Origin of the sequence: Xanthomonas sp. SHU 166, from assembly GCF_000364685.1 — a bacterium.
Classification (GTDB): Bacteria; Pseudomonadota; Gammaproteobacteria; order Xanthomonadales; family Xanthomonadaceae; genus Xanthomonas_A; species Xanthomonas_A sontii.
This window is the reverse complement of the sequence record NZ_AQOJ01000006.1, coordinates 14,972-28,543: the sequence shown is the minus strand read 5'-3', so window position 1 is coordinate 28,543 and position 13,572 is coordinate 14,972. Positions and strand designations below refer to the sequence as shown.

The following is a 13,572-nucleotide window of genomic DNA, read 5'->3' as shown; positions in this document are numbered from 1 at the left end:
GCGACGTGACGTTCGACGACTCTCCGACCGCGCAGATCTCCACGGACTTCCTGGATTACCAGTATTCGGTGCTGGGCATCCTGGATTACCTCAACTCGCCGGACGTGACGGAAATCTGCATCAACCGTCCCGGCGAGCTGTACCTGGAGACCCTGCGTGGCTGGCAGCGAATGGATATCCCTTCGCTGACCTTCGACCGCGCGCGGCAGTTCTGCACAGCGGTGGTCAACGAGAGCAATACCGGCCAGCGCATCACCGATGCCGATCCGGTGGTGTCGTTGACCTTTCCCACCGGGCAGCGCGCGCAGTTCGTGATCCCGCCGGCCTGCGATGCCGGCAAGGTGTCGATCACCATCCGCCTGCCGTCAAAGCACACCAAGACCCTGGAGCAGTACAAGGAAGACGGCTTCTTCCAGGAGATCCTGGAGGTGCAGTCGGGTCTGAGCGAGCAGGATCGTGAGCTTCTCGAGCTCCGGCGGCAGCGCGATTACGCCGAGTTCTTCAAGAAGGCGGTGCTGTTCAAGAAGAATGTGGTGGTTGCCGGGGCAACCGGTAGCGGCAAGACCACCTTCATGAAGTCGCTGGTGAATCACATCCCGCACGAAGAGCGGCTGGTGACGATCGAGGACGCGCGCGAGCTCTTCATCAGCCAGCCCAATTCTGTGCATTTGCTCTACTCGAAAGGCGGACAAAGCTCGAGCAACGTCACCGCGAAGAGCTGCATGGAAGCGTGCCTGCGCATGAAGCCGGACCGCATCATCCTTGCGGAGCTGCGCGGCGACGAGTCGTTCTACTTCATCCGCAACTGCGCCTCCGGTCATCCCGGTTCCATCACCAGCTGCCATGCTGGCAGCATCGGGCAGACCTGGGATCAGTTGGCGCTCATGGTCAAGGCGTCGGCCGAAGGGTCGGGCCTGGAGTTCGCCGTCATCAAGCGGTTGTTGATGATGACCATCGACATCGTTGTCCACATCAAATCGCACGCGGGCCGGCGCTATATCACCGGTATCGATTTCGATCCGGAACGCATGCAGTCGGGTGGGGGATGAATGTGTTCATTAAGGTGATAGGGCGAAACAGCGCCGATTGACTTTGAATTTTTCTTCCAACACGATTGATTTGCGACATCTGCGGCGTTCTGGGCGATTTGCCACGACGTCGATGCATAGGGAGTAACCACGGCATGTTGCCAGGCATGGAACTACTCAGCTGTCCCGAAATGGCGGTTCCAGCTGAAGTCATGCAGCACGTTGTGCGCGTCGAGTCGTCGCACAATCCGTTTGCGATCGGTGTGGTCGGTGGTCGCCTGGTGCGCCAGCCGCAGAACCTGTCCGAAGCGGTGGCCACGGCGCGGATGCTGGAAGAGAAGGGCTACAATTTCTCCCTCGGTCTCGGGCAGGTTAACCGCTACAACCTGATCAAGTACGGCCTGGATACCTACGAAAAAGCATTCAAGACCTGTCCCAATCTGCAGGCCGCCTCGAAGATCCTGGCCGAGTGCTATAGCCGCTCCGGCGGTAACTGGGGCAAGTCGTTCAGCTGTTACTACTCCGGAAACTTCGAGACCGGGTACCGCCACGGTTACGTGCAGAAGGTCTACGCGTCGATCAACCAGGGCAGGGCGCTCGCCGCGTCCACCGCTGGTGCGATCCCGGTGATCCCGGCCGGAAGCGTGCGTCGTGCGGTCAACGACTCGGTGAAGGCCGCGGCGGTGCGCGAAGTCGATTCGATCGTGTCGCGGCGCATCGACTCGGCGGCGAACCAGCTTGCCAGCGGCCTGGCCGTGCAAGGTCAGCCATCTCTGCGCCCTCAGGCTGCCGTCGCGGCGCCAACGCAGCAGACCGCTGGGACAGTTGCGGCCGCACCGGCGGCGCAACTGTCCGCTGCAGATTCCGATCTCTACGTAATACGACCTACAGGCGCCGGCAAAGGAGTGGCGGTTCCTGCAGGTGGCGGAGCGTCCCCAGCTCCGCACGTTGCCGCACACGCGCCTCAGGCCGTGGCGGGAGCGACCGTTCCTGGCGCAAGTACGCCGCCGCCGACGCCTGGCGACGGGGCCTTCGTATTCTAGCCAGATGCAGTAGCGCGGCCATGCAAATGGCTTTTTGATCACCCCCTGTTTTCCAGTCAAGGAGATACTCACGATGTTCAAGAACAATCAGATGAAGTCGAACGCCAAGGTCATCGGCACGGCGGCGTTGCAGGCGGCGGTGTTCACCGTGGCCCTGCTCGCGTCCAGCTTCGCGATGGCGCAGGACTATGCCGGTGCCGATACCAAGGTCTGCAACTTCCTCGGCAAGACCAACAATATCCTGAACATGGCGTCCATCGTGGTGGTGACGATCGCGGTCGTCTTCGCCGGCTACCAGATCGCGTTTGCGCATAAGCGCGTTTCCGAAGTGGCGCCGGTGCTGCTAGGTGGCGTGCTGATCGGCGCGGCCGGCCAGTTGGCCAAGATGCTGATCGGCGACACCGGCCAGAAGCAGTGCACGGCCACTGCGGCGATCGATATGATCCAGCACGTTCTGCACTATGCATAAGAACGTGCTTTTCCGGGGTTGCACCCGACCGGCGATGTTTTTCGGGGTGCCGTACATCCCGTTTTTCATCGGCGCGGGTGGCGGCTTCCTGATGGGTATCTATTTCGATATGTGGCTGCTGCTGCTCATTCCGGTCATCGTCTTCGTCATGCAGCAGATGACCAAGCGAGACGAGATGATCTTCCGCATGCTCGGGTTACGCTGGATGATGCGGATGCGCGTGCGCAACCTGCAGCGCTATTCCGGCATGTGGGTGTTCTCGCCGAATGAGTACAGGAAAGAGGTGCCGGGCGCCAAGCGCTAGCTTGGAATCCGGTATCGGGTCTCGACCCCATGCACGACGCCTGTGTCGTGCATGGGGTTGTTCGGTTTTTCGTGTCGACGCGCGATGGCTTGTCTGAGCGAGGTCGGCAGTTCCCGGGGTATGCGCGCCGGGCCTTGGCAAGACGAAACGGATTCTGAGTCACTTCATTATGTTCATCCCGGATACTTCGATCAGCGAGTTCATTTCCATCTCCACGCATGTGGCGCCGTCCGTGCTGAAGACGACGGGAGGAGATTTCATGCTGGTCTGGCACTTGGGCGGGCTTCCGTTCGTGGGCCGCGAAGAGTGGGAGATCGAACACCGTCACAACACCTTCAATCGCATGCTGCAGACGCTGCGTGCCCCGGATTTCGCCAATGTGGCGTTCTGGGTGCACGATGTGCGCCGCCGTCGTCGCATCAAGAACGAGGGCAAGTTCCAGCAGGCCTTCAACCAGGATTTGTCGGACCAGTATTACGGCGCCTTGTCGTCGCAGAAGATCATGCAGAACGAGTTGTACATGACCATGATCTATCGCCCGGTGGTGACAGGTAAGCGTCTCATGGACAAGTCGTCGAGCATTCCGCAGTTGCAGTCCGAGCAGGACCAGGCGATCGCCAAGGTTCTCGAACTGGCAGGCAACGTCGAAGCCGTGCTGAAGGATTATTCGCCGTACCGGCTTAGCATGTACGAGGCCACCAATGGCGTGGTGTTCTCCGAGACGCTGGAGTTCTTCGGTTATCTGATCAATCGCATCGACGAGCCGGTACCGGTGCTGCAGGCGCCGGTGCCCGCCTATCTGCCGGTCAGCAAGCACATGTTCGCCAACAAGACCGGCGACTTCGTGATCAAGACCCCGGAGGGTGTCAATCATTTCGGTGCCATTCTGAACATCAAGGAATACACCGACGGAACCTATCCCGGCATCCTCAATGGCCTGAAGTATCTCGACTTCGAGTATGTGGTGACCCACTCCTTCAGCCCGATGGGACGGCACGATGCGTTGAAGGTGCTCGATCGCACCAAGGGCATGATGGTGTCCTCCGGCGACAAGGCGGTCAGCCAGATCCACGAGCTAGACCTGGCGATGGATCAGTTGTCGTCTGGCAACTTCGTCCTGGGCGAATATCACTTCACCATTGCCATCTACGCCGATACGCAGGAGAAGCTTTCGCAGCAGGTGGCGACCACCCGCGCGGAACTGTCCAATGCCGGTTTCGTCTCGACCAAGGAGGATCTGGCGGTCGCTTCCTCCTTTTACGCGCAGTTGCCTGGCAACTGGCGCTACCGCACGCGTATCGCCAATGTCAGCTCACTGAACTTCCTCGGTCTGTCGCCGCTGCACAACTTCGCCCAGGGCAAGCGCGAGAACAATCCGTGGGGCGAGTGCGTCACCACCTTGCAGACCACCAACGGCCAGCCGTACTACTTCAATTTCCACGCGACGCATCCGGCGGAGAACTCGCTCGGCGAGAAGGCGATCGCCAATACCATGGTGATCGGCAAGTCCGGTACCGGTAAGACCGCGTTGATCAACTTTCTGCTCAGCCAGGTGCAGAAGTTCGATCCGATTCCCACCATTTTCTTCTTCGACAAGGACCGCGGTGCCGAGATCTTCGTGCGTGCCTGCGGTGGCAATTACCTGGCGCTGGAGAACGGCAAGCCCACCGGCTTCAACCCGTTCCAGTGCGAGCGCACCGAGGCGAACGTGCAGTTCCTGGCCGACCTGATCAAGGTCCTCGCAGGCAAGATCGAGTACACCTCGCGCGAGGAGGAGGACATCTTCCGCGGCGTGGAGGGCATGCTCGACACGCCCATGCATCTGCGCAGCATGACCAACTTCCGCAAGAGCCTGCCCAACATGGGCGACGACGGTCTGTACGCGCGCATGCGCAAGTGGACGGCCGGCAACTCGCACGGCTGGGTGTTCGACAATCCGGTCGATACGATCGACCTGGAGAAGGCCAGCATCATCGGCTTCGACTACACCGACGTCATCGACAATCCGGAAGTGCGGGTTCCGGTCATCAACTATCTGCTGCATCGGCTGGAAGCCCTGATCGACGGCCGGCCGCTCATCTACGTGATGGACGAGTTCTGGAAGATCCTCGATGGCAAGGGCGGCCTGAAGGAATTCGCCAAGAACAAGCAGAAGACCATCCGTAAACAGAACGGCCTGGGTATCTTCGCCACCCAGAGCCCGGAGGATGCGCTTGCCAGCGACATTTCCGCGGCGCTGGTCGAACAGACCGCGACGATGATCCTGCTGCCCAATCCCAATGCCAGCAAGGAAGACTACATGGACGGCCTCAAGCTCACCGAGGCCGAGTACCAGGTCGTGGTCAGCCTGGACGAGCGCTCGCGCTGCTTCCTGGTCAAGCAGGGCCATGGATCGTCGGTGTGCCAGCTCAATCTGCGCGGCATGGACGATGCGCTGTCGGTCATCTCGGCGTCGACCGACAATATCGAAATCATGCACCAGGTGCTGGAGCGCAAGGCCAAGGAGCACGGCGTCGCGCCGGACGATCTGACGCCCGAGCAGTGGTTGAACGAGTTCTACGCACGTCGCAAGGGCTCCGGAAAATCGGGTCCTGCGAGGTCGGTGTCTTCGGATAATCGGGGGGCGGCGGCGGTCAGCTGACCGCTTCGCCCAGTCACGCGTGGCAATCTTCTACAAGATCTGTGTTGAGGTGTTTATGGACAAGATGACGAAAGTCTTTAGCCGTACAGGTGTCGTTGCTGCAATTGCGCTGCTCACGCTGTTGCCCGCTACTGCTTTTGCGCAGTGGAAAGTGATCGATAAGACGCAAATTGACGAGAATAAAGCCAATACAAAGACGCTGGATCAGAAGCTGGACAAGATCCGCGGGGATAACGAGGTCGGCAAGGCCGAGAAACAGAAGTCCAGTGGCGATGAGGTCGACAAGCCGAAGGAAAAGCTGGTCAAGGTCGACGACAACTACGGTGTGTCCGATTGTGCTAGCAAGACTGCTGGCACTCCGGTGTCAACTGAACAGCAGCAGACCTGCGAATTGATCCAGCGTACGCGTAACTCGCAGTTCAATTACATGGTGGCGATGTACGACATCACCGAAAAGCGGTTGCAGCGCCTGCGCGATCTGGAACAGCAGCGCGCGAAAATCAGCACGAACCAGATCGGCTTGCTGGAAGACAACACGAACAAGCTGATCGCGTTGCGGGCGCTGATGGATATCGATCGTCAGCAGATGGAAGCAGCGATGTTTGCCTACGAGAAGCGCTTGTCCTACCTGACCCAAGTACAGTCAGCTGGTGGTTGGGCCGCTATGCGCGGCAAGAAAGCGCCTTCCGCCACCAATACTGGTGGAGGTGGCAGCTTGTTCGATGCGTTTGCCGGCCTTAGCGACCTGGCCCAGACGATCGCCGCTGGAGCAGTGATGAAAGGGGCACTGGAGTTGGCTAAGTCGAAAAAGCCTGATGGCGACTATAAGTCTTTGAGTATTGAGAATTAGTCTGTGTTAAGTGCTGCTTGGTTAAAAGTGGCTTGATGGTGGTTTGGCTCAGTGATGAGCATGGCATTATGGAGCGGTCATGAATTTCTTGCAGAATTACGCTAATTACGAGTTCTTCAAAGCCATCAACAATTTTCTGCGAGATGAAATCGACTACTTCCAGTGGTCATTGCTCATTCGCATGTCCGATTGGGTTGCAGTGACCGCGCTGAGCGCGTTGACGCTTTGGATTCTGTTCAAGGGCTACCAAGTTGCGACTGGTCAATCGCGCGAGTCGGCCATGGAGTTGGTCGTCAAGTCGTTGCGGTCGGCGCTGATCATTGGTGTGGCCATGAGCATGGTGGCTGCGGCTCGGCCTGAAGGAATGAAAGGACTGTATTGGAGGCTGACCGATGGACTGAGCAGCGCGATCGTTTTCACGGTGACCGGTAGCTCACAGAGTCCCTATGAGGCAATCGACGACAATCTGGCGATGATGCAGATCGCCATGACAAGTATCGATCAGATCGACAGTGCTGGTAATCCGGACATCGAGAAGGAGAAGGATCGCGCGAGGTTGTTCAGTGGGATCGGAATGGCTGGTCCTGGAATCGTGGGCGGCTCGTTGTTGTTGCTGAACAAGTTGGCAATGGCACTGTTCATCGGCTTTGGGCCATTGTTCATTCTTTGCCTGCTATTTGATGCCACAAAGTCATTGTTCCAAAAGTGGTTGACTTATGGGATCGGCACGGTGTTCTCCTTGGGGGTGCTTAGCTTCACGGTTGGCTTGGCGACGAAAGTCGTCGCTGTGGTAGGTGCCGCGTTCTTAGCGAAGTGGGCTGTGTCGGGTGGTGCAACTGAGGGCGTCGGCAGCATGTCATTGCAGCAGGGTGGTATCGGTTTGGTATTGAGTACCCTAATCATTACTGCGCCACCTATGGCGGCTGCATTTTTCCAGGGCACGCTCGGCCAATTCTCTCCTTACTCTGGCTTTGGTCAGGTCGGACGGGATCCTGCGTCTGGTAGGCCTCGCGCGCCGCAGTCACCTGGTGGCGAATCGGCGTTTCGAGGAGGAGATTTCAATTCGTCTCAGTCCGTCACTCCTAATCACTCCACAAGGCAGGTTCAGTTTTCTTCTGACGCTTCTGGTCAAACAGGTGCCGGTAGGTACAGGCCGCAGGACGTCGTTTGATAATATGTTTGGAGGTGATGTTTTGAAGGCGATAGTCTTTGCTTCTTGCTTACTGCTCAGTCCGATGGCCTTGGCGCAAACTGCCTGCCCGTCGGGAGTGGCTCCTGGCAGTCCTCAATGTGGCCCGAGCCCCGGAGGCGAGGATGGGTCTGCGCGGTTGACGGGAGAGTGGATCAAGACGTGGGGGGCTATCGCACGTGCGTCCAGCGGAGATGTCGGAAGCAGCACTGGAAGGTTTTCGGAATCGGATGCTGAGGCCGGTGCGTTGGAAAGGTGTGCTGGCCTCGGAAATTCGGACTGCAAGGTTGTTTTTACCTACAAAAACCAGTGTGTTGCCGTTGTCCAAGGTCCTGATGGAACTGGGGTGGGGAAAATAGTGAGTGGCGCGACCGTGAGCGCCGCGAAGAAAGAAGCGCTGCGTCGCTGTAAAGAGGCTTCAGGTTCTGAGTGCACAGTCATAGGTACGGATTGCTCTAAGCCCTACTTCAGGGAATATTGATTTTCTTTTTGCGGTGTTGGATTTAACGAGTCCTGTTCATGGTGGACGCGTTTTTTCAAGTGATCACTTTCGCCATGTGTGAATACGTATGCAGGCACCGCTGAAATTCCTGCATCAACGCTACTCTAGCGCAGCGTTTCGCGTGCCCGTCGCACGCGCGATTTCTGCCCGAAGGGGGGCGTTGCATGTCTCAGGCTCCATGGTGGCGCGGTGCCGTCATCTATCAGATCTATCCGCGTAGCTTCCTCGACGCCAACGGCGACGGTATCGGCGATTTGCCGGGCATCGTGCGCAAGCTGGACTACATCGCGGCGTTGGGCGTGGATGCGATCTGGATCTCGCCGTTCTTCAAGTCGCCGATGGCCGATTTCGGCTATGACATCGCCGACTATCGTGAGGTCGATCCGCTGTTCGGCACCATGGCCGACTTCGATGCCCTGCTGGCCAAGGCGCATGCGCTGGGCCTGAAGGTGATGATCGACCAGGTGCTCAGTCACACCTCGGTGGAGCACGACTGGTTCAAGGAAAGCCGTCAGAGCCGCGACAATCCGAAGGCGGATTGGTACGTGTGGGCCGATGCGCGCGAAGACGGGGCGCCGCCCAACAACTGGCTGTCGATCTTCGGTGGCGTGGCGTGGCAGTGGGAACCGCGCCGCGGGCAGTACTATCTGCACAATTTCCTTGCCTCGCAGCCGGATCTGAACTTCCACAATCCGCAGGTGCAGCAGGCGACGCTGGACAACGTGGAGTTCTGGCTGGCGCGCGGTGTCGACGGCTTCCGCCTGGACGCGATCAATTTCTGCTTCCATGATCCGCAACTGCGCGACAACCCGCCCAAACCGCCGGAAAAGCGCGTCGGGCGCGGCTTCAGCCCGGACAATCCGTACGCCTTCCAGTACCACTACTACAACAACACGCAGGCGGAGAACCTGCCGTTCCTGCAGAAGCTGCGCAGCCTGCTCGACCGCTATCCGGGGACGGTAAGCCTGGGCGAGATCTCGTCGGAGGATTCGCTGGCGACCACGGCCGAATACACCCGCGCAGGGCACCTGCACATGGGCTACAGCTTCGAATTGCTGACCGACGATTTCAGCGCGGCCTACATCCGCGAGACGGTCTCGCGTCTGGAAGCGGCGATGACCGAAGGCTGGCCGTGCTGGGCGATTTCCAATCATGACGTGCAACGCGCGGTGACGCGTTGGGGGCAGGGTGCCGAGACGCCGGCCTTCGCGCGGCTGCTGATCGCGATGCTGTGTTCGCTGCGCGGCTCGGTCTGCGTCTACCAGGGCGAAGAGCTGGGCCTGGGCGAGGCAGAGGTGCCGTTCGAGGCGCTGCAGGATCCCTACGGCATTGCATTCTGGCCGAACTTCAAGGGCCGCGATGGGTGCCGGACGCCGCTGCCATGGGATGCCAGCGAGCAAGCCGGTTTCAGCACCGGGACGCCTTGGTTGCCGATCGCGGCAGCGCATCGCGCACAATCGGTGGCGGCACAGGAGGCCGACCCGCAGTCGGTCCTGCATGCGATTCGCCAGTTCCTGGCCTGGCGCAAGCGCCATCCGGCCTTGCGTGAGGGCGACATCGTCTTCCACGAGACGGCCGAGCCCGTGCTGATGTTCCAGCGTCGCCACGCCGCGCATCGCTTGCTGCTGGCGTTCAATCTGTCCGCCGAGGCCGCCGACGTGGCGCTGCCTGAGGGCAGCTGGCAGGCGCTGCAGGTGCCGGGCGTGGTCGCGGGTGCGGTCGAAGAGCGCTTGCGTTTGCCCGGCTATGCGATGGTGTGCCTGCAGGGCGCATGAGCGGGACCAAATGATTCCTGCGACGGCGGCGTCGCATCCTGCTGTGTGGCTACGGCACTGCCGAGCTGTTGTTTTGGAAGACAGTCCGGCGTGCATCGCGTCGGATAAGGCCTCATGCATACGACGGACGTGGGCGTTTGTTGGACGACAAGGATCGCTCTGGAAGTTCAAGTTAAGTGTCCGTAGTAAGCATGTTGCGGTGACCACGCCACGCCGTCTTCGCGGTTTGGCGTGCCCGGTAATCAGGGCACGCGTCGTCGCCGACAATCACGCCGTCCTGGAACCAAGGCCAGCTCGGAGACTTGCCTTGCTGGCCCACACAACAGATTGGTGCGCCGATGCCGATGCCGATGCCGATGCCGGCTAGGCGACGCGGCCACGAATCCGCCGTCATCGCTGCGCTGGTGTCCATCGCGGCAATGTCACCATGTCTGCACGCCAGCCTTTGTGATCTGAAACGCCGCTTTTCCAGCGACGCCACCTGGTCTCGATCTCGCGGCCTCCTGGCTGAGACCCGTCGTTGGCGATGACGGTGCTGGCGTGGATCAGCTGCCGCAGTATCGATTCGGCGCGGATGCATCCTCCGTGGTGCGGTCGGGCCGACCAGTTCGGAGTTCAGCAATGAATGTCCGGGCATGGCGCTTTCTGGCACGCAGAGGGCTTGGGCCATGCACTCATAAGTTACGGCTCTTCCGGCGACAAGGGCCGTGCCGCGCTCTTGCGGCTTTTTGTTGGGAACTTCGCAGACGCGGCTAGATCTCTATCAGTTCCCGCACGATCGCTTCTGTAGATCTTCTTGCACGCCAAGAGGTTGATGTGCGCCCACAAATTCTCTCGTCTTGATTCCCGTCTTGATCCAATCAGCAGACCAGATCGCCGCCGCTGCGCGATCCCGATTTCATCGTGTTCTCTCCGGTCACCCCAAATTTTGACGCAACCGTCCGCGGCAACCGCCCCAACGAAAACGCCCGCCGGGTGCGCCGGCGGGCGTCGTCTGCAGCCTCTACGCGGGACTCAGAACTTGTAGTTCACGCCCAGCATGTAGGTGCGTCCCCATTCGACGTACTCCAGCGGGCGATCCTTGGTGCCGGCGTAGGTGCGGTAGGGCGAGTTGGTCAGGTTGCTCGCCTGCAGCAGCAGGCTCAGCCCGGCCAGGCTGCTGCCGTCGGCGAAGGTATAGCTGACCTGCGCGTCGGTGACGTTCTCGCCGACCACGTAGCGCAGCGTGCGGTTGCCGTTGAAGTTGCCGATCTCGCCGATGAAGTCCGAGCGCCGCCGCTGGCTGACGCGCGCCTCGAAGCCGTTGCGCTCGTAGTAGGCGGTGAAGTTGTACACGCGCTTGGACAGGCCGGGCAGGTCGATCGGCGCCGAGCCCACGCTGGAGGCGCTTTCGGGATCGACGATCTTGATGTCGCTGTCGTTGAACGTGGCACTGGCCTGGATGCCGAAGCCGCGCAGGCTGTCGGTGAACATGTCCAACGGCAGCGAGGCGGTCAGCTCGAGCCCGCGCAGGGTGCCGCCCTTGCCGTTCTGCGGCGAGGAGAAGGTGCCGGTGGTCTGCACCGGCACGGTCATGTTGGGCGGCCGCACGTAGCTGGCGAGCAGGGCGGAGAAGTCGTAATCGTCGCGCGATTGCGTATAGATGTAGCTCTTCAGGTCCTTGTAGAACACCGCGGCGGCCACGTAGGCCTTCTCGCCGAAGTACTTCTCGTACGACAGGTCCAGCGCGTTGGCGCGCCACGGGTCGAGCAGGGGATTGCCGCCGCTGCCGCCGGGCTTGCCGGTGGAGGTGTCCACGCCGAAGTCCAGGCCGGCGCGCATCTGGTCCACGCGCGGCCGCGCCACCTGCTTGGCCGCGGCGAAGCGCAGGGTCTGCTGGTGCGGGAACAGGAAGGCCAGGTTGAGGCTCGGCAGCCAATCGTTGTAGGTCTTGCCGGCGTCGATCGGCAGCACGTTCTGGCCGGCCGGACGGGACTGGTCGAAGTAGCTGGACTGCGAGCTCTGGTCGGCGTGCTGCAACTGCACGCCGATGTTGCCGCGCACGCCGACCTCGCCGATGTCGGTGTTGATGTTGGCGCGGAGCCAGGCCGTGGTGATCTTCTCCTGCACCGTCCAGGACTTCGGAATCAGGTAGTCCAGATTGGTGACCGGGTTGAAGGTCATGTAGCGCGAGACCGCCGCCGGCACGTTCCAGGCCGGGATGGTGCCGATGCCGGCGAAGCCGAGGTTGACCGGGTCGTACTGCAGGTCGCTGGCGATGCTGGTGTCGCCTTGCGCGCCGAGCAGGATGTTGCCTTCGGCCTGGGTCTTCTGCTTGCGGCGGTCGGCGTAGTTCACGCCCACGTCGATGTCCGAGAACCAGGTCAGCGCCTGCGGCGCCGGCAGGGTCGCCGCCAGGCGGCCACCCTTCAGCCGGTCCTCGACCTCCGGCACCTTGCCGTAGCCGGAGCCGTAGATGGTGTTGGTCAGGAACAGGTTGTTCGGGTCGGAGTAGTCGCGGCCGGGGGTGATCTGCGAGAAGCCATTCGGCTTGACCACGAGACCGACCGTGTCCAGCTGCGGCATCGGCACCAGCTGCAGGTTGTTCTCCAGGTTCAGCTCCTTGCGGGTGGCCTTGGAGTAGTTCAGATCGGCCATCAGGCGCACGCTGCCGAGGTTGAACTCGTTGTTCCAGCCGAATGCGTCGATCTTGTCCTTGCGCTTGTTGTACATGCCGCGCACCAGCGGATACACGCCGCTGGCGGTGCCGCCGGTGAAGCTGCCGCTGGCGTCGACCTGCGGATTGGTGATCAGCAGGCCGGGCGTGTAGCCGCCGTTGTAGTTGCTGAGATTGACCTCGAACTGATTGGCGGTGTCGATCTGCTCGGCTTCGGTATGGAATGCGTCGAAGGTGCTGGTCCAACTGCTGGACGGACGGAACTGCACGGTCGCCATCACGCCGTCGCGCTTGTTGTTGCCGGTGCGGCGCAGCGCCTTGATGCCGTCGGAGAAGTAGGTGCCAGGCGCCACGCCGGGACGGCTGCCGCTGTCGGTGTTCTGCGTGGTCCACGGCTCGTACAGGCCGACCTGGTTTTCCTGGATGGGCATGTCGCTGTGTGCATAGCCGATCGAGAAGCCCAGGGTGTTGTCCAGGAACTGGTCGATGTAGCTGGCGCTGAAGCGGTTGCCGAAGGCGTCGACGTTGGCGGCCTTGCCGAGCGAACTCTTCTGCAGGCGGCCGCTGACGGCGATCACCCGGTCCGGAAAGCTCAGCGGACGCACGGTCTGCATGTCGATGGTGCCGGACAGGCCCTGGCCGACCAGGCCGGCGTCGGGCGTCTTGTACACGGTCACGCCGTTGACCAGTTCCGAGGGATACTGGTCGAACTCGACGCTGCGGTTGTCGCCGGTGCTGACCACTTCGCGGCCGTTGAGCAGGGTGGTGGCGAAGTCGGGCGACAGGCCGCGCACGCTGATCACCTGGGCGCGGCCGGCGACGCGCTGCGCGGCCAGGCCGGGTAGGCGCCCGAGCGATTCGGCGATGCTCACGTCCGGCAGCTTGCCGATGTCCTCGGCCGAGATCGCTTCGACGATGGACGTCGAGTCCTGCTTGATCGCGATGGCGTTCTCGATGCCGCGGCGGATGCCGGTCACCTGGACCTTGTCCAGTTCGGTGACCGGATCCTTGGACGTGGTGGCGGTGGTATCGGACTGTGCCGCAGCCAGCATCGGCGTCATCGCGACGGCCAGCGCCAGCGTCAGCGCGTTGCGCTTGTGGTTCAACATTTTCCC

Annotated in this window: 11 protein-coding genes; 9 read left to right on the top strand and 2 right to left on the bottom strand. The window is 61.1% G+C overall.

What is annotated here, in order from left to right; all coding sequences use genetic code 11:
- Positions 1-5: 5 nt before the first annotated feature.
- From virB11 to D180_RS00395, 9 genes are all read left to right on the top strand, one after another.
- Entirely contained in the window at positions 6-1,049 is a 1,044-nt protein-coding gene (gene virB11, locus D180_RS00430; RefSeq protein ID WP_017911233.1) for a P-type DNA transfer ATPase VirB11, read from the top strand.
- Between the two features lie 146 nt (positions 1,050-1,195).
- Positions 1,196-2,071 (top strand): lytic transglycosylase domain-containing protein, encoded by an 876-nt coding sequence (locus tag D180_RS00425; RefSeq protein ID WP_193313910.1) that lies wholly within the window; start codon positions 1,196-1,198, stop codon positions 2,069-2,071.
- A 73-nt stretch (positions 2,072-2,144) separates the two neighbouring features.
- Complete coding sequence (locus D180_RS00420) at positions 2,145-2,540, top strand: TrbC/VirB2 family protein (RefSeq protein ID WP_017911231.1); 396 nt, start codon at positions 2,145-2,147, stop codon at positions 2,538-2,540.
- Positions 2,533-2,844, top strand: coding sequence for a VirB3 family type IV secretion system protein (locus D180_RS00415; protein ID WP_010340363.1), 312 nt, complete (start codon positions 2,533-2,535; stop codon positions 2,842-2,844). The genes D180_RS00420 and D180_RS00415 overlap by 8 nt, the downstream gene beginning before the upstream one ends.
- Before the next feature lie 169 nt (positions 2,845-3,013).
- On the top strand, positions 3,014-5,485 hold the full coding sequence (locus tag D180_RS00410) for a VirB4 family type IV secretion/conjugal transfer ATPase (RefSeq protein ID WP_017911229.1): 2,472 nt from the start codon (positions 3,014-3,016) through the stop codon (positions 5,483-5,485).
- A gap of 64 nt (positions 5,486-5,549) precedes the next feature.
- Positions 5,550-6,335 (top strand): hypothetical protein, encoded by a 786-nt coding sequence (locus D180_RS00405; protein ID WP_051064752.1) that lies wholly within the window; start codon positions 5,550-5,552, stop codon positions 6,333-6,335.
- Between the two features lie 79 nt (positions 6,336-6,414).
- Positions 6,415-7,506 (top strand): type IV secretion system protein, encoded by a 1,092-nt coding sequence (locus D180_RS00400; protein ID WP_017911227.1) that lies wholly within the window; start codon positions 6,415-6,417, stop codon positions 7,504-7,506.
- A gap of 4 nt (positions 7,507-7,510) precedes the next feature.
- Positions 7,511-8,005, top strand: a complete 495-nt coding sequence (locus D180_RS22590) for a DUF4189 domain-containing protein (RefSeq protein WP_193312565.1) — start codon at positions 7,511-7,513, stop codon at positions 8,003-8,005.
- A 185-nt stretch (positions 8,006-8,190) separates the two neighbouring features.
- The gene (locus D180_RS00395) at positions 8,191-9,801 is read left to right on the top strand and encodes an alpha-glucosidase (RefSeq protein ID WP_017911226.1); all 1,611 of its coding nucleotides are present in this window, start codon (positions 8,191-8,193) and stop codon (positions 9,799-9,801) included.
- A gap of 172 nt (positions 9,802-9,973) precedes the next feature.
- Here D180_RS00395 and D180_RS23625 read toward each other — a convergent pair whose 3' ends face one another.
- Together D180_RS23625 and D180_RS00390 are read right to left on the bottom strand one after the other, a co-directional pair.
- Positions 9,974-10,282, bottom strand: a complete 309-nt coding sequence (locus D180_RS23625; protein WP_157835384.1) for a hypothetical protein — start codon at positions 10,280-10,282, stop codon at positions 9,974-9,976.
- Positions 10,283-10,815: 533 nt separating this feature from the next.
- Positions 10,816-13,566, bottom strand: coding sequence for a TonB-dependent receptor (locus D180_RS00390; protein ID WP_017911225.1), 2,751 nt, complete (start codon positions 13,564-13,566; stop codon positions 10,816-10,818).
- Positions 13,567-13,572: the final 6 nt, after the last annotated feature.

Excerpts from the sequence above, each read along its gene's own strand:
- D180_RS00425 (WP_193313910.1), top strand. The coding sequence starts at position 1,196 with ATGGAACTACTCAGCTGTCCCGAAATGGCGGTTCCAGCTGAAGTCATG.
- D180_RS00420 (WP_017911231.1), top strand. The coding sequence starts at position 2,145 with ATGTTCAAGAACAATCAGATGAAGTCGAACGCCAAGGTCATCGGCACG.
- D180_RS00415 (WP_010340363.1), top strand. The coding sequence starts at position 2,533 with ATGCATAAGAACGTGCTTTTCCGGGGTTGCACCCGACCGGCGATGTTT.
- D180_RS00410 (WP_017911229.1), top strand. The coding sequence starts at position 3,014 with ATGTTCATCCCGGATACTTCGATCAGCGAGTTCATTTCCATCTCCACG.
- D180_RS00405 (WP_051064752.1), top strand. The coding sequence starts at position 5,550 with ATGACGAAAGTCTTTAGCCGTACAGGTGTCGTTGCTGCAATTGCGCTG.
- D180_RS00400 (WP_017911227.1), top strand. The coding sequence starts at position 6,415 with ATGAATTTCTTGCAGAATTACGCTAATTACGAGTTCTTCAAAGCCATC.
- D180_RS22590 (WP_193312565.1), top strand. The coding sequence starts at position 7,511 with ATGTTTGGAGGTGATGTTTTGAAGGCGATAGTCTTTGCTTCTTGCTTA.
- D180_RS00395 (WP_017911226.1), top strand. The coding sequence starts at position 8,191 with ATGTCTCAGGCTCCATGGTGGCGCGGTGCCGTCATCTATCAGATCTAT.
- D180_RS00390 (WP_017911225.1), bottom strand. The coding sequence starts at position 13,566 with ATGTTGAACCACAAGCGCAACGCGCTGACGCTGGCGCTGGCCGTCGCG.